A 15,348-nucleotide genomic window follows, 5' to 3' on the forward strand; every position below is an offset into this window, starting at 1 on the left:
GCTCGCCGGCAACGCAGCGCAACGACAACTACTCAATGATCTTGCTCGACTGCACCGCTCAAGATAATTGACGCTGGCCGCTCAAAGTAGTTGACGCTGGGCAACTTCGAGCCGCAACGCAGCAGCGGGTGGTGTTCCATCCATCTTCATCTTCGCGGCTTTTTCATATCGCGATGACGGACATCAGCCACCTTGAATTTCTGCCTTCACTGATCAACAAGGTAGACAAGCTCGCACCCGACGTTCGTGTCGAAGTGCTTCGCATCACCTCCGAAACACCTAGGCTGCTGGAAGCGGGAGATGCCGACCTGGCGGTGGGATTCATGCCTGAACTGGAGGCCGGTTTCTACCAGCAGAAATTGTTTGACCAGACATTTGCGTGCGTCGTCCGGCGAGATCATCCACGCATCAATCAGCGCTTGACCGAGCACCTCTTCAAACGCGAGAAGCACGTGGTCATCACTGCACCCGGCACGGGCCATGAACTGGTCGAACAGGCCCTCACGCGCCGACGCGTCGCACGCAAGGTGGCGTTGACTCTGCCGACATTGCCCGGCGTGGGTAACCTGCTGGCGAATACCGATCTGGTAGCGACCGTTCCAGAGCGCGTCGCTCAAATGCTTGTGCGTATCGCGAAAGTGAAGGCACTGCCCCCGCCGTTCAAATTTCCGTCGTTCTCGATCAAGCAGCACTGGCACGAGCGCTATCAGCAGGACCCGGCCAACCAATGGCTCCGCTCCACCGTCGCCGACTTGTTCCTAGAGGAGTGATTGCCGGCTGCGTGCGCATTGCAGGCCATGACGGTGACGATGAATCGAATCCGCGGTGACACGCGCCTGCACGCCAACAATGCCGTGTTGGGTGTCGACTGACGCAGGTCACTATTCGATTCTCCGCTAGCACATATTAAGCATGCTCAATAGACGCCACGAACGTTTCTAAGGACTATGCGCAGGTTGACCTGTGCGGACAAGACTGACCGAAGCGGTATGGCGCTTGTCCGTGTCGCAGGCAACTTTCAACTGCGCCCCTCTCATTTGTCAAATCCTCAGGATCAGCGGACATGCCACGTCAACTTGCGAAGAACTTTCATTGGATACAGCGATCGCTTCGCCTCGGAGTTGCAATCTGCTGCCTGGGAGTCTCGACCTCTTTGTTTGCCCAGGCTCCTGGACCTGGGATCGGCGTCACGGCCCCCCTCGACCGCGAGTATCCTTCGCTTGAGTCGCTCTACAAGGACCTTCACGCGCATCCTGAGTTGGGCTTCAAGGAGTTTCGAACCGCGTCGAAACTCGCTGACGAAATGCGCCGTGCGGGCTTCGATGTAACCGAGAAGGTTGGTGGCACGGGTGTGGTTGCGGTCTACAAGAATGGTCCCGGTCCAACGGTGATGGTGCGGACCGAGTTGGACGCACTTCCCATGGAAGAAAAGACCGGCCTGCCATACGCCAGCAAGGTCCAGGTCGAATGGAACGGCCGCCAGACCTTTGTCGCTCATACATGTGGCCATGACGTGCACATGGCAAGCTGGGTCGGAACAGCACGAATTCTGGCTTCGTTAAAGGATCGATGGAAAGGCACATTGCTGTTCGTCGCGCAACCGGCCGAGGAGCTCGGGACTGGCGCCAAAGCAATGATTGACGATGGGTTGCTGAAACGTTTTCCCCGTCCTGACTTCGCGTTTGCCCTGCACGTATCGGGTTCTCCTGCCGGTCAAATCGGCTTTCGTGCCGGTCCAATTACTTCCAGCTCCGACAGCTTTGAGATCGTGTTCAAAGGTATAGGTGGGCACGGTTCGGCACCTCAGCGAACTATTGATCCCATCGTGATCGGTTCGCGGTTTGTGCAGGACGTCCAAACTGTGGTGAGCCGAGAGAAGGAGCCGACGGAGTTCGGTGTCGTAACGGTAGGAGCCTTCCAGGGCGGAAGTGCGGGAAACATCATTCCGGATCGAGTTCTTGTGCGTGGAACCATACGTTCATACCAGCCGGCAGTTCGCGAAAAGCTCATAGCAGGCGTACGTCGCACGGCGCTGGCGGCAGCGGCCATGGCGGCTGCGCCAGAACCGACGATCGAGTTCGGCGCAGCAACGGGCTCCGTTATCAACAGCGAGGAACTGGTGAATGGCACCATAGCGGAGCTTCGGAAAGCATTTGGTGAAATGGTTGTGCAAGTCCCGGCGATTGGTGCGAGCGAAGACTTCTCGGCGTTCACAGAAGCCGGCATTCCGGCAATGTTTTTCTTCATAGGTGGCCTTGACCCACGGGCAATCGTTTCTGCGAAGTCCGATGGCAGAGGAGTGGTAGCGAATCACTCCCCCTATTTCGCACCGGTCGCAGAAACCTCGATAAAGACCTCAGTGGGGGCAATGACCATTTCGGTGTTGAACGCTTTGTCCGTCGCGCGCAAATAGCGAAATCGCCGGGCCAGCCTCGTATATCGGGCGCCGCCATGCTGATACTGTCCTTGCGGACATCCAAACCCACGTGAATCTTCGCTCTTGCATGGTCGGTCTCCTTGTTGCTGACGACGTAAGTCGCAGCGTGTAGCTCTGCGTCCTTGGATGCAACCTACGATGTTGGAGACCGGTCGCCTGTCTACTGGGCGGCGACCATCATGTCTAGACCGCTGTGGGCATGCTCGGCTGCTCCGGTCGTCGCCAGACGTAGACGAGCACGGCAAGCATGACGATCGCCACAGTAACCTGGATGCCGCGCGACTGTGTTTCCAGAAATATGAGAGAGAAACTTGCCACCATGCTGGCGGTGATGACCCACTTCGTAGAACGTGAAATTGCCCCAGAAGTCTGCCAGTTGGTGATCAGCTTGCCGAATCGCGGGTGCGTCGTCAGCCACCTGTCCATCGCGGGTGACGAGCGTGAAAAGCAAGCAGCGGCAAGCGCGAGGAAAACGATGCCCGGAATCAAGGGCACGACGAGCGCGACGATTCCGATGGCGAGGCTGACGCACCCCAAGGCCATATAGATAGGGCGTTGCCACGAGGGCGTGAGGATCGAGGTGGGGCTTGTCATCGTGGGAATACTGTTTGCGAGGCATGCGCGCTAGCACATGCATGGGGTCGGAATGCCGACACTGTGCTCGACCGTGCTGGTCGAGCACTCACTTTAACGCAACTCGATGTCGACAAGGGAGTCAGCTCAGTCCATGCGAATACGCGGAACACTTCCAGCGGCTGCAACAGTACCGCCCTCTGACGCCCCGACTTGATCACGCTGCGCGAACGATCCAAGAAAGATGTTTGGGTATGGATGCCGAATCAAACCGGAGCCTGCCGAGACTGAAACCAGTCGCTTAGCGGCTGGCGTAAGGCAGCGACGAGTGGTGCACGACGATGCGCAGCTTGCCCGCATCGTCCTTCACGAAAGTCCAGGTCTTGTCGACTGTGGTGATCTTGCCGTCAGGACCGGTGAACAGCACATTGCCCATCGTGCTGGCCACATCGTCGTGGATGAGCACGGCGCTGTTCTTGATCTCGCACTTCGTCCAATGTCGGCCGATCCGCGGTTCGACAAATTGTCGACATTCGGTCGGACAATTTGTAGAGCCTCTCCTGTCGAGTCGTTGGCGCCAGACATGCGAACGAGAAAATCCTCAAAGAAAACAACGAGTTAGACGCGCTCGAGAACGATGAGGCCTGTGGCATGGCTCTTGCGCTTGGGAAAGCACCATTCACTGGAGCCACCCATGACCATCACGTCCCCTGCACGCGCAGCCGAAACCAGCCAGTCCACCCTCAAGACCTACCTGCGTCCCATCGATCGCGAAGGCCTGCTTGCCTTCGCAGAAAAGGGGCGCAACAACCCCACCTCCCGCGGTACCAACAAGGTTCACACCATCGTCGATGGCAAGTTCCGTACACTGAGCTACGTCGGTGACCACACGCCGGTGGTCGTGGACGAGCCACCGCATCTGTTCGGCCAGGACACGGCGCCTGCCCCTGGCGAGATTGTGCTGTCCGGCCTGGGCGGTTGCCTGTGTGTGGGCATCACCGCCGTTGCAACGCACCGCAACGTCAAGCTCACCAGACTCGAGATCTTCCTCGAAGGCGATATCGGCAATCCCGCGGCCTGGGGCGCGGGCGGAGCACAGAAGCAGCCTTTGGAAATGGGCTTTCAGCAGATTCGGGTGAAGGTGCTCGTCGAAGGCGACGCACCGCGCGAAGTTCTGGACGACATCGTCAAGCACGCAAACATGAATTCGCCGGTTGCCAACACGATGCGCAACCCCATCCCCTTCGACATCGCGCTCGCCTGAGCGGTCGGGACCGGCCTACCATGTCAGCAGTACTTCAGACGGCGGCAGCGGCCACCGATGCCGAGCCTGCCCGCGCGCAAATGCTCGATGCCGTTCGGGCGGTGGCGAGCGGATCGCTTGCAGCGATGGTCGACGAAATCGACCGCATCGGCACCTATCCCGCAAGCGTCCTGCGCGAATTGGGCAAGGCAGGTGCCTACCGGGCCCAGACGTCCCTGGACGGCCAGCCCGATTTCGTGGCGGCGATCCAGGCCATCACCGAGGTGTCACGCGTGTGCGGGGCCACAGGTTTCATGGTGTGGTGCCAATCGGCCTGCACGCTCTACATGGAGAAGTGCGGCAATCCAGTCTTCCGGGGTGAACGCTTCGAGCGGCATGTTCGCGGTGACACGCTCGGCGGCACGGCGCTAAGCAACCCGATGAAGGCCATGACCGGCATCGAGCAAATGCTTCTCAAGGCTGAAAGGGTCGAAGGCGGCCATGTGGTCAACGGCACCTTGCCGTGGGTGAGCAACCTGGGCAAGAACCACTATTTCGGCGGCGCAGCCACAGTCGTCGCCAGCGGCGAAGCATCCCACGAGATCATGTTCATGGTGCCGTGCGACGACCCGGCGATCGAGTTGCGCGAATGCCCATCCTTTGCGGGCATGGAAGGCACAGGAACCTGGGGCGTGCGTTTCACGAACTTCTTCGTCGGCAGCGATCGGATGATGGCCGACCCGGTGCGCCCGTTCCTCGATCGGATCCGTGCCGAGTTCATTCTTCTTCAGGTGGGCATGGGCCTGGGCGTCTCGCAAGGTGCGATCGACTCGATGTGGGATGTCGAGCAGCAGCTCGCCCATGTGAACGAGTTCCTGGAGGATCGTCCTGCCGCACTGCAGGCCGAACTCGATGCCCTGGCCGATCGCACGTTCGCGCTGGCCCGCATCGCCAGCGAGGGCGGTCAGCCTGCCCTGCTCGATGTGCTGGACGTGCGCGCACACGCCTCCGAGCTCGCGCTGCGGTCGGCCCAGTCCGCCCTCATGCACCAAGGTGCGCGCGGCTATCTGCTGTCGTCTGCGGTACAGCGCAGGGTTCGCGAGTCCCACTTCGTGGCCATCGTCACGCCGGCGATCAAGCACCTGCGTCGAGAAATGGCCCGGCTGAGCAGCCCGGTGACGCCGTCATGAGCGCCCCTGCCCTCGCCGTGCGCGGGGCCGACGCGGCGGCCGTTTTTCGCCAGTACATCTGCCGGGCGTGCGGATTGATCTATGACGAGGCGACCGGCGATCCGGACAGCGGCCTGGTGCCGGGCACACGCTTCGAGGATATTCCGGACGACTGGTCCTGCCCCCTGTGCGGCGTGGGCAAGGCTGACTTCGAGATCTACGTGCCGCAGGCCAGAGTGGCGCAAGCGGGCTCGCCCAGCCACACCGGGCACAGCCGCCGCGCTGAACCGGGCGTCGTCATCGTGGGCGCGGGAGCCGCCGGATGGCAGATGGCACGCGTTCTGCGCGAGCGCGATGTCAACGTGCCCATCACCCTTGTGACGAACTGCAGCGGCGACGTCTACGACAAGCCGATCCTGTCTGTCGCATTGGCAAGGGCCATCAGCCTTGCGGCCTTGGTCAAGGAAGCAGGTCGTCAAGCAGCCGATCGTCTGAACGTACGCCTGATGTCCGAAACGCACGCCATCAGCGTTTGCGCAGGAACGAATGCTTTGCGCACGACCAGGGGCACCGTCAGATACAAGAGCCTGGTGCTCGCCCACGGCGCAGCTCCGCGCCCGGACCCCGCATTGCCGGCCGATCTGTGCTGGGCCATCAACGACCTGCGGTGCTACGCCAAGTTCCGCCAAGCCGTGGATGCGTCGGGAGATGCGCGGCGAATCGTCGTTGTGGGGGCAGGCCTGGTGGGTTGCGAACTGGCCAATGACCTGGCTCTGGCGGGCCACGCGGTCGTCTTGCTCGACGTGGCCGACCGGCCACTGGCCGGCCTGTTGCCTGCGCAGTCGTCCCAAGACCTGCTCGACGCCTGGGCACCACTCGCAATCGAGTTCATGGGCAACACGCGGGTCAAGCAGGTGAAGAAGACAGACTTCGGCATGACCGTGAAGACTGACAGCGCCCTCGTTCTGAACGGGGATCACGTCCTGGCCGCCACCGGGCTGCAGACGCCCGGTCGCCTGGCACAGAGCGCCGGCCTGGCCTGGAACAACGGCATCTCGGTCAGTGCCGATGCCCTGCGAACCAGCGTGCCGAACATCTATGCGCTCGGCGACTGCATCAGCATCGACGGCCAAGCGACGCGTTTCATCGAGCCGATTGCGCGGCAGGCGCAGGTCATCGCCGCCCATTTGACAGGCTGTGCACCACCGACCTACACGCACGTTCGCCCGCTGGTACGCGTCAAGACAGGATCTCGCAGGTTCACGGTCTGACGCAGCCACAGGCCGCCCACGCACTTACTCATCGCCAACCTCAGAAAGCCCCCATGCGCTACTTCGACCCTTACGATGCCGATGCGCCGCTCATGATGAGCTGCGCATGCGGCCGACATGCTTCCGCAGCGGCACATGAAGCCGCAAGCGCCGCATCCGCCACCAGGGAGCTGATCCGGCGCAGCGAGACCGCCGCGTTCGAGGACTACTCCAACGACTTCATCGAGGCGAGCCTGGTCAAGGCCGTCTTCCCGCAAGATGCCGTGCGCCGCCGCTTCCTGCGCGCCGTCGGCAAGGGAACCGCCATGGCCGCGATCTCCAGCGTGCTCCCGGTCGCGAGCCTCCAGGCGATGGCCCAGGACAAGGGCACCATCGAGAAGAAAAATCTCAAGATCGGCTTCATTCCCATCACCTGCGCTACGCCACTCATCATGGCCGAGCCGCTGGGCTTCTACAGCAAGCAGGGGCTGGACGTCCAGGTCGTGAAGACGGCGGGCTGGGCACTGGTGCGCGACAAGATGATGAACCGCGAGTACGACGCGTCGCACTTCCTGTCGCCGATGCCATTGGCGATCACCATGGGACTGGGCTCGAACCCGCAGCCGATGAACGTGGCGACGATCCAGAACATCAATGGACAAGCCATCACTCTCGCGCTTAAGCACAAGTCCAATCGCGATCCCAAGAATTGGAAAGGCTTCAAGTTCGCCATCCCATTCGAGCATTCGATGCACAACTTTCTGCTTCGCTACTACCTGGCCGAAGCCGGCCTAGACCCTGAGCGCGACGTTCAACTGCGCGTCGTTCCGCCTGCGGAGATGGTCGCCAATCTGCGGGCCGGAAACATCGACGGGTTTCTCGGCCCGGATCCCTTTAACCAGCGGGCTGTCGTGGAAGAAGTGGGATTCATCCATCTGCTGACACGAGACATCTGGAACGGCCATCCCTGCTGCGCCTTCGGCACGTCGACGGAGTTCATCCAGAAGAACCCCAACACCTTCGCGGCGCTGTACCGCGCCGTGCTGACCGCCGCCGCCATGGCCCGCGATCCTAGGAACCGGGAGCTCATCGCCAAGGTGATTGCACCGCAGGCCTATCTCCACCAGCCGGAAGCCGTATTGACCCAGGTGCTGACCGGAAGGTACGCCGACGGCCTGGGCAACATCGTCAACGTGCCTGCCCGCGTGGACTTCGACCCCATGCCCTGGCAAGGCATGGCCGTCTGGATGCTGACGCAGATGAAGCGCTGGGGCTACATCAAAGGAGATGTCGACTACAAGCAGATCGCGGAGAAAGTGTTCCTGCTGACCGATGCCAAGCGGGCCATGCGAGAAATCGGTCAACAGGCGTCGGACGGCAGCGCCTATCCCAAGTACGAAATCATGGGCAAGACCTTCGATCCGAACAAGGCGCAAGCCTATGCCGACAGTTTCTCCATCAGGAAGACGCCGGCATGAACGAGCCCAAGACACTTCGCGCGAAGGCGGCGCTTCTCTCTGCCTTCTTCCTCGCGTTCATTCTCGTCATCTGGTACACCGCCACGCTGCCCACCAAGACCGCAGCGCCGACGCTCACAGCCGAGCAGAGCGAGTACGCGAAGCTCATGGGCAAGGATCCGCAGGCGGGCGGCGGTGCGCCTTCGAAGTCGGCATTCCCCACTCCCGCGCAGATGGGCTCCACGATCGTCGGACATCTGTCAGACCCGTTCTACGACAACGGCCCCAATGACAAGGGCATCGGACTTCAGATCTCTTACTCGCTCGCGCGCGTCGGGCTCGGATTCAGTCTGGCAGCGCTCTTCGCCATTCCCCTGGGCTTTCTGATCGGCATGAGTCCGCTGGCCTACCGTGCGCTCGATCCGTTCATCCAGTTGCTCAAGCCGATCTCGCCGCTCGCGTGGATGCCCATCGCGCTCTACACCATCAAGGACTCGTCGATCTCCGGCATCTTCGTCATCTTCATCTGCTCCGTCTGGCCGATGCTGACCAACACCGCCTTCGGCGTGGCCGGCGTGCGGCGCGAGTGGCTGAATGTTTCCAGGACGCTTCAAGTCACGCCGATGCGCAAGGCGATCGAGGTCATCCTGCCCGCCGCCGCTCCCACCATCCTGACCGGCATGCGCATCAGCATGGGCATTGCCTGGCTGGTGATCGTGGCGGCAGAAATGCTGGTCGGAGGAACCGGCATCGGCTACTTCGTGTGGAACGAGTGGAACAACCTCTCGCTCACCAACGTGATCTTCGCCATCCTGGCCATCGGACTGGTGGGCATGGCGCTGGATCTTGTCTTTGCCAAGGCGCAGAAGGCGGTGACGTATGCCGAATGAATACAGGAGCGGTGAGCCAGCAAGCGGCTTTCTGAAGATCGAGAACCTGGCGAAGACCTACGTTCCTGGTGCGGAGCCCGTCTTCGACAGCGTCAACTTCGAACTGGCCAAGGGCGAGTTCGCCTGCATCATCGGCCACTCCGGTTGCGGCAAGACCACCATCCTGAATGTCCTTGCCGGCCTCGAGGCGGCCACGGCTGGCGTGGCCATCATGAGTGGCCGCGAGATTGCCGGGCCCAGCCTCGACCGGGGCGTCGTCTTCCAGGGGCACGCACTGATGCCATGGCTGACAGTCAGGAAGAACATCGCCTTTGCGGTGCGCAGCAAGTGGCCGCAATGGAGCGCCAGGCAGGTCGACGAGCACGTGCAGAAGTACGTGGCGCTGGTCGGCCTGGATCAGGCGATCGACAAGAAGCCTTCCGCGCTTTCGGGCGGCATGAAACAGCGCGTGGGCATCGCCCGCGCATTTGCCATCCAGCCGAAGATGCTGCTGCTGGACGAGCCATTCGGTGCGCTGGATGCGCTCACCCGCGGAACGATCCAGGACGAGCTGCTGCGAATCTGCCGCGAAACCCGTCAGACCGTCTTCATGATCACGCACGACGTCGACGAGGCCATCCTGCTGGCCGACAAGATCCTGCTGATGAGCAACGGCCCACAGGCGCGTGTAGCGGAGATTGTGGTGAACACGATGCCTGCGGACCGCCAGCGCGCGACGCTGCATCACGATGCGCAGTACTACCGCATCCGCAATCACCTGGTCGACTTTCTGGTGACAAGGTCCAAGGACCTCTCCGGCGGGCGCGCTCCGCTGAAGCCGCCATTCGTGACTCCTGGGCTTCAAGTTACCGACCTCGCCGAGCCGGGGCTCGAAGAACCGATCGCTGTCAAACCTGTGCTGCAGCGCGTCGTCTGATCATTCAAACCATCACCTGTCATTGAAGGAATACTCATGAACCGCATCGACGTTACTGAAAAGATCATCTCTGCCAAGGTTTCCAAGGGCCTGAAGTGGTCGGAAATCGCAGCCAAAGTGGGACTCAGCAAGGAATGGGTCACGTCCGCGTGCCTCGGTCAGATGACGCTGAGCAAGGAACAGGCTGGCACGCTTGCAGAGATCTTCGGCCTGTCTGACGAGGAAGCGAAGTGGCTGATGGTCACGCCGTACAAGGGATCGCTGCCTACCGCGGTGCCGACCGACCCGCTGATTTATCGCTTCTACGAAATGGTCAACGTCTACGGCACGACTTTCAAGGCGCTCATCCACGAGGAATTCGGTGACGGCATCATGAGCGCGATCGATTTCAAGATGGACCTCCAACGGGAGGCAGACCCTGCGGGTGATCGCGTCCGCATCGTGATGAGCGGCAAATTCCTTCCCTACAAGCAGTACTGAGCAAATGGACTGCAGCCTCGACAAGAACCGGCCTACCCAGGCGCGGACGCAAGAGTGACCATCGCCATGCTCTACGGGCTGTGCGTCGGCCTGGTGCTTGGCATGACAGGCGCCGGTGGCGGCATTCTTGCCGTTCCTGCTCTCGTGTTGGGTATGGGTTGGCAACCGCATGCTGCCGCCCCGGTAGCCTTGTTGGCAGTTGGATTTTCTGCCGGATTGGGAGCCATCGACGGACTGCGCAAGAATCTGGTGCGGTGGCGCGCAGCGTTGCTGATGGCGGGCATTGGCGTCGCGCTCGCGCCGCTTGGCGCAAGGGTCGCCCGGGCGCTTTCCCCGACCGTGCTCATGACGCTGTTTGCGGCGGCGATGTTCATTACCTCCGGAAGGCTGTTGCTGCGGCGCGGCATTGGAAACACGCCAGCCGATGCAATTTCCGCCGCCGAGAAGAACTGCATGTTGAATCCCTCGACCGGGCGGCTGAAGTGGACCGCGCGTTGCGCGGCCACATTGGCCTGCATCGGCTCGTTGTCCGGACTGCTGACCGGCATGCTGGGTGTCGGCGGCGGCTTCCTGATCGTGCCAGCTTTCAAGCAGTGGACCGACCTTCGAATGCACGGCATCGTGGCGACCTCTTTGCTCGTGATTGCGCTGGTATCAATGGGTGCGGCTGCCAGCGCATTGCGCATGGGAGCCCAGGTGGCGCCCACAGGTTTCGTGTTCATCGCTGCCGCAATGGCCGGCATGTTCGTGGGCCGTAGGGTATTGCCGAAGTTGCCGGGCCTGGTCCTTCAGACCGGCTTTGCCGTTCTCTCAATCGCGGTCGCGCTTTTTCTCTTGTACCGAACCTGGTCCGTCTGAAGCGCGAGAGTGGTGGGTCCAATGATCAAATCTCCTCGACCGCTCGTACACGCGTTCTTCGATGCGGACACCTGCACATTCACCTACGTTCTGTACGTCGAGGATGGCGGCGCATGCGCCATCCTCGACTCGGTGCTCAACTTCGAGCCCAAGGGCAGCAGGACTGGAACGCAGTCGGCCGATACCGTCATCGAGTTCGTGCGAGCCCATGACCTCCATGTCGAGTGGATCCTCGAGACGCATGCCCACGCAGACCACCTCTCGGCCGCACCCTATCTCCAAGCGCGCCTGGGGGGTGTTATTGCGATCGGCTCTGGCATTCTTGCTGTGCAGAGCACCTTTCAAGAAGTCTTCCACCTGCCGTCGGAGCTCCGACTCGACGGTTCTCAGTTCGGGCGGCTGTTCGAACCCGACGAGGTGTTCTGTATGGGCCCTATTCAGGTTCGGGCCATGCATGTGCCGGGCCATACCCCGGCGGACGTGGCCTACGTGATCGAAGCCGAAGACGGCATGCCGCTGATTGCTTTCGTGGGCGACACACTGTTCATGCCGGATGTCGGGAGCGCCCGGTGCGATTTTCCAGGCGGGAGCGCCCGCGCCCTGTACCACTCGGCACGGAGGATTCTGGCCCTGCCAACGGCGACGCGACTCTTCATGTGTCATGACTATCCGCCTGAAGGTCGTGAACCACGCGCCGAGACAACGGTCGGAGAGCAGCGCCATACAAACATTCACCTGCGCGACGGTGTCAGCGAGGATCAGTTCGTGGAGTTGCGCCAGCGCCGTGATGCAACACTGGGTATGCCCGCGCTGATCCTGCCGGCGATCCAGGTGAACATCCGTGGTGGCCAGCTACCTCCGATGGAAGCCAACGGTGTGCGCTACCTCAAGATCCCCATTAACGGACTGTAGGCGTGCATGGCACATGCATTTCGTCGTTACGACTTCGACTAGGTGCTCTCTTGTGCAGCAAGCCTGTGCCATCGGTAGCCGAACTGTCTGGGAGTCAGGCCTAGGGACTGCGCAGCACGAGACTGATTTCCACCGTGAAGCCGCATCGCGTTGCGCAGGTCCTCGGCGTCGTGAGACCCGTACGGCCGATACTCCCTCACCAAGGGCGCTCCCGACGAGCCTGAGTTGACAGAATGGGCGTCATGCTTGCGGGCGATGGACGCGCTGGTGCTGGTTTCGGGAAGCCAAGTCTCGATCTCCTTGCGAGAGACGATCGCTTGATCGGTGAGCAGAACCGTACGCTCGATGACGTTGGAGAGTTCACGGATGTTCCCAGGCCACAGTTGTTCCTCCAGCGCATCGAGAGCCTGCGGCGAGAAGTGGACATTGCGCTGGTTCTGCTGGTTGGTCTTGTTCAGGAAATGCAGCGCCAGCGGCCGGATGTCCTCGCGGCGCTGCGCGAGCGACGGCAGGCTGATCGGAATGACATTGAGGCGATAGAACAGGTCTTGCCGAAAATTCCCACTTGCCACTTCGACGGCAAGCTCCCGGTTGGTGGCCGCAACCACACGCACATTGATGGGCATCTCTCGCTTGGCGCCCAGGCGGATGATGGTTCCCTCCTGGAGCGTCCTCAACAGCTTTGCCTGCATGGCGAGCGGCATCTCGCCGATCTCGTCGAGGAAGATCGTTCCATGATTGGCTTGCTCGAACCACCCGGCACGTGAGGTCGACGCCCCGGTGAACGCGCCTTTTTCATGGCCAAAAAGTTCCGATTCAAACAGCGTCTCAGGAATGGCAGCGCAATTGACCTTGATGAACGGTCCGTCATGTCGCGCACTGGCGAGGTGGAGCGCTCGTGCAAACAGCTCCTTGCCCGTGCCTGACTCACCGAGAAGGAGAACGCTGGCTGAAGCGTGCGACACCCGTTCGAGTTCTGCCAGCGCGCGCAGCAGCGCAGGCGAACGCCCGATGATGCCGTAGCGAGCGGTCGCCGACTCAAGCGCCTGGCTCAGCAAGGCATTCCTGGATTCGAGCTCTCTCGTCTGCGCCTGAACCAGTTGGCGCAATTGCAGAAGCTGACCCGACAGCGTTGCCAGGAGACGGAGAACGGCTACATCCTCGCTGAGCGCTCGATTCCTGCGCCGGATGCGGTGTGCCGCGAGGACGCCGATGGTTGTCTTGCCCAGCTCGATGGGGACTGCAATGAACGCGACCGTCTCCTGAGGCAGCCGCGAGCGTTCGACGGCACGATTGAGGAACCGGGGATCGGCATCAATGCTTTGCACGATGCTCGTCTGGCCGGTGGACAGGACCGCCCCCGTGATGCCCTCTCCGACCACATACCGGCCACGGGACATCTCGGCCTTCGTCAGGCCGTAGGCAAAGTGGATGGAAGCCTCTTCGAATGGCGACGAGCGCTCGCTTCCTTTTTCGAAGGAGTCCAGGAGCACAACCCGTCCCCGATTCAGACCTAGAAGCTCGGACATGAGGTGGAGCATTTCCCGAAACACGACGTCGGGGGCCAAGCTCTTGCCTACAAGGCGCATCACCTCACCGAGAAGCAGGTGTTCCTGTTCTCGCCAGCTTGGCTCGGTTCTCGGGGCTGCGGCGGCGAGCGCTCGGCGCACGGGTCTGGACATGACTGCTCGATCCTGCTCAGGTGATGAGCCAATACATTGAACTCCGCATTATTCTTGAAGATCGCGATCGTGGGGACGACCGCAGGATCGGGCCGTCGAGAATGGTCCAATGGTTGTCAATATTGGACACTGAGCCGAGCAGGCTCGGCTGGCGGAAGCAAGCGATGACAAAGGAACAACGGCGCGTCCTCGAAATCCAGCGCCTGGACTATCAGCCGGACGGAGACTATCCACTCGATCTGGAAATCTTCCGCGTGTCCGACCTGCGGCGGCGGGTGGGTACTGAGATCCTGGGTTCAACGCATCGGTATGCATTCCTGACACTGCTCTGCGTTACCCGTGGCGTTTGCACGCAACTGTTGGACTTCGAGTCAGTCCCCTGTGCGCCAGGCTCGTTGGTGTTGGTGCGACAGGGCATGGCCCACAGCTTCGGACCCGAGGAAGATTGGGACGGATGGATGGTCCTGTTTCGGCCCGAGTTTCTGTTGCCTTCGTCCCTGATCGAGGTCAGTCAAACCGGCGTTTCCGATCTGGACGGACTGCCAACCCATCTGGTGCCGGCCGACACTGAAGCGGCCATGGTCACCCGCGCGATCGCGCAGATGCACGACGACACGCGAATGGGCGCAGCGGCAGTGGACATGCACGCACTGCTGCGTTACCAGCTCTGCGCATTGCTGACTAGGATTCGCATCATCCATGCACAGAACGAGGCACGTGTTGCAGCCCGGAGTCCTGCATCGCAACGTTTCAAGGAGTTCGAGTCGCTCGTGGAGAAGCACTTCGCCGCTTGGCATCATGCGTCCCGGTACGCCGAGCGCATGGGATGCTCCGAGAAAAGCCTTGCCCGCGCCACGATGGACTCCGCGGGCATGAATCCCAAGGCCTTCATCTCGGCGCGGGTCGTTCTGGAGGCCAAGCGGCTGTTGGCGCACACGGAACTGTCTGTCTCGGACATTGCCGAACGTATTGGCTTCAGCGATCTGTCCAACTTCGTCAAGTTCTTCAAACGCGAGGCCGAATGCACATCCATGGAGTTTCGCCGTCGACAAAGACCTTTCCATCGCGGATCCACATCGAAGGGCTGAATCTATCTGCTCCACCCATAAGTTCGCCGCCGCGCACGCCGATCGTCTTCGAATCGGCCGTCGCGCCAAAAGGACACCTGATGGAGTAAGACTTCGACATCGCCGTGTCTCGGCGAATGGAGGTAGGCCACGAATTCTGACAGGCGTTTCGTTGCTGTGGGGCGGCTTGATAGCTTCACCCGCGCTTCCGCTGCTCATGAACGCGATGGCACAACATGGTACCCACAACTGCGCAGGCGCAAGGCCATTGGCAGATTCTTGGACGCAAGTTCGGAAAGAACCTTGCTCATAGGCTCGGCTGGACGGGCCAACGCCCACGGAACGAGCGGCGAAGACGCAGGGGTGATGGCCACGGGCCAAGCCCTGGCCGACGGTTTCAGCGCGATGAAGCCG

15 protein-coding genes are annotated in these 15,348 nt (G+C 61.3%); 12 read left to right on the plus strand and 3 right to left on the minus strand.

The window, feature by feature from the left end:
* Positions 1 to 131: 131 nt before the first annotated feature.
* Positions 132 to 770, plus strand: coding sequence for a LysR substrate-binding domain-containing protein (locus tag AC1DFC_RS22985; RefSeq protein ID WP_478180057.1), 639 nt, complete (start codon positions 132 to 134; stop codon positions 768 to 770).
* 293 nt (positions 771 to 1,063) lie between these two features.
* The gene (locus tag AC1DFC_RS22990; protein ID WP_478083500.1) at positions 1,064 to 2,413 is read left to right on the plus strand and encodes an amidohydrolase; all 1,350 of its coding nucleotides are present in this window, start codon (positions 1,064 to 1,066) and stop codon (positions 2,411 to 2,413) included.
* Positions 2,414 to 2,620: 207 nt separating this feature from the next.
* Here the strand turns inward: AC1DFC_RS22990 and AC1DFC_RS22995 are convergent, their stop codons facing one another.
* Both AC1DFC_RS22995 and AC1DFC_RS23000 read right to left on the minus strand, forming a co-directional pair.
* A complete protein-coding gene (locus AC1DFC_RS22995) occupies positions 2,621 to 3,031 on the minus strand; it encodes a YbaN family protein (RefSeq protein ID WP_478079906.1) in 411 nt (136 codons plus the stop codon).
* A 280-nt stretch (positions 3,032 to 3,311) separates the two neighbouring features.
* Positions 3,312 to 3,476, minus strand: coding sequence for a hypothetical protein (locus AC1DFC_RS23000; protein ID WP_478079907.1), 165 nt, complete (start codon positions 3,474 to 3,476; stop codon positions 3,312 to 3,314).
* 228 nt (positions 3,477 to 3,704) lie between these two features.
* On the opposite strand from AC1DFC_RS23000, the gene AC1DFC_RS23005 reads away from it, so the two are divergent.
* From AC1DFC_RS23005 to AC1DFC_RS23045, 9 genes are read left to right on the plus strand one after another with little or no spacing between them, the layout of a single operon-like run.
* Complete coding sequence (locus AC1DFC_RS23005) at positions 3,705 to 4,274, plus strand: OsmC family protein (protein ID WP_478083498.1); 570 nt, start codon at positions 3,705 to 3,707, stop codon at positions 4,272 to 4,274.
* A 20-nt stretch (positions 4,275 to 4,294) separates the two neighbouring features.
* On the plus strand, positions 4,295 to 5,443 hold the full coding sequence (locus tag AC1DFC_RS23010; RefSeq protein ID WP_478079909.1) for an acyl-CoA dehydrogenase family protein: 1,149 nt from the start codon (positions 4,295 to 4,297) through the stop codon (positions 5,441 to 5,443).
* Positions 5,440 to 6,693 carry an FAD-dependent oxidoreductase gene (locus tag AC1DFC_RS23015; protein WP_478079910.1) on the plus strand — a complete coding sequence of 418 codons (1,254 nt, stop codon included), beginning with the start codon at positions 5,440 to 5,442 and terminating at the stop codon, positions 6,691 to 6,693. The genes AC1DFC_RS23010 and AC1DFC_RS23015 overlap by 4 nt, the downstream gene beginning before the upstream one ends.
* A gap of 53 nt (positions 6,694 to 6,746) precedes the next feature.
* Positions 6,747 to 8,150: a CmpA/NrtA family ABC transporter substrate-binding protein gene (locus AC1DFC_RS23020; RefSeq protein ID WP_478079911.1), complete on the plus strand. Its 1,404-nt coding sequence runs from the start codon at positions 6,747 to 6,749 to the stop codon at positions 8,148 to 8,150.
* The gene (gene ntrB / locus AC1DFC_RS23025) at positions 8,147 to 9,019 is read left to right on the plus strand and encodes a nitrate ABC transporter permease (protein ID WP_436046136.1); all 873 of its coding nucleotides are present in this window, start codon (positions 8,147 to 8,149) and stop codon (positions 9,017 to 9,019) included. The genes AC1DFC_RS23020 and ntrB overlap by 4 nt, the downstream gene beginning before the upstream one ends.
* Positions 9,009 to 9,935 carry an ABC transporter ATP-binding protein gene (locus AC1DFC_RS23030; RefSeq protein ID WP_478079912.1) on the plus strand — a complete coding sequence of 309 codons (927 nt, stop codon included), beginning with the start codon at positions 9,009 to 9,011 and terminating at the stop codon, positions 9,933 to 9,935. Before ntrB ends, AC1DFC_RS23030 begins: the two co-directional genes overlap by 11 nt.
* Before the next feature lie 36 nt (positions 9,936 to 9,971).
* Positions 9,972 to 10,415: a cyanase gene (gene cynS / locus AC1DFC_RS23035; protein ID WP_478079913.1), complete on the plus strand. Its 444-nt coding sequence runs from the start codon at positions 9,972 to 9,974 to the stop codon at positions 10,413 to 10,415.
* A gap of 54 nt (positions 10,416 to 10,469) precedes the next feature.
* The gene (locus AC1DFC_RS23040) at positions 10,470 to 11,273 is read left to right on the plus strand and encodes a sulfite exporter TauE/SafE family protein (protein ID WP_478083496.1); all 804 of its coding nucleotides are present in this window, start codon (positions 10,470 to 10,472) and stop codon (positions 11,271 to 11,273) included.
* Between the two features lie 21 nt (positions 11,274 to 11,294).
* Positions 11,295 to 12,185 carry an MBL fold metallo-hydrolase gene (locus tag AC1DFC_RS23045; RefSeq protein ID WP_478079915.1) on the plus strand — a complete coding sequence of 297 codons (891 nt, stop codon included), beginning with the start codon at positions 11,295 to 11,297 and terminating at the stop codon, positions 12,183 to 12,185.
* A 38-nt stretch (positions 12,186 to 12,223) separates the two neighbouring features.
* Here AC1DFC_RS23045 and AC1DFC_RS23050 read toward each other — a convergent pair whose 3' ends face one another.
* Positions 12,224 to 13,867, minus strand: a complete 1,644-nt coding sequence (locus tag AC1DFC_RS23050; protein WP_478079916.1) for a sigma-54 interaction domain-containing protein — start codon at positions 13,865 to 13,867, stop codon at positions 12,224 to 12,226.
* A 164-nt stretch (positions 13,868 to 14,031) separates the two neighbouring features.
* Between AC1DFC_RS23050 and AC1DFC_RS23055 the strand changes: the two genes are divergently transcribed.
* Positions 14,032 to 14,955 carry a helix-turn-helix domain-containing protein gene (locus AC1DFC_RS23055; RefSeq protein ID WP_478083495.1) on the plus strand — a complete coding sequence of 308 codons (924 nt, stop codon included), beginning with the start codon at positions 14,032 to 14,034 and terminating at the stop codon, positions 14,953 to 14,955.
* Positions 14,956 to 15,348 lie beyond the last annotated feature (393 nt).

It is taken from the genome of Variovorax sp. 10L421, from assembly GCF_056395365.1.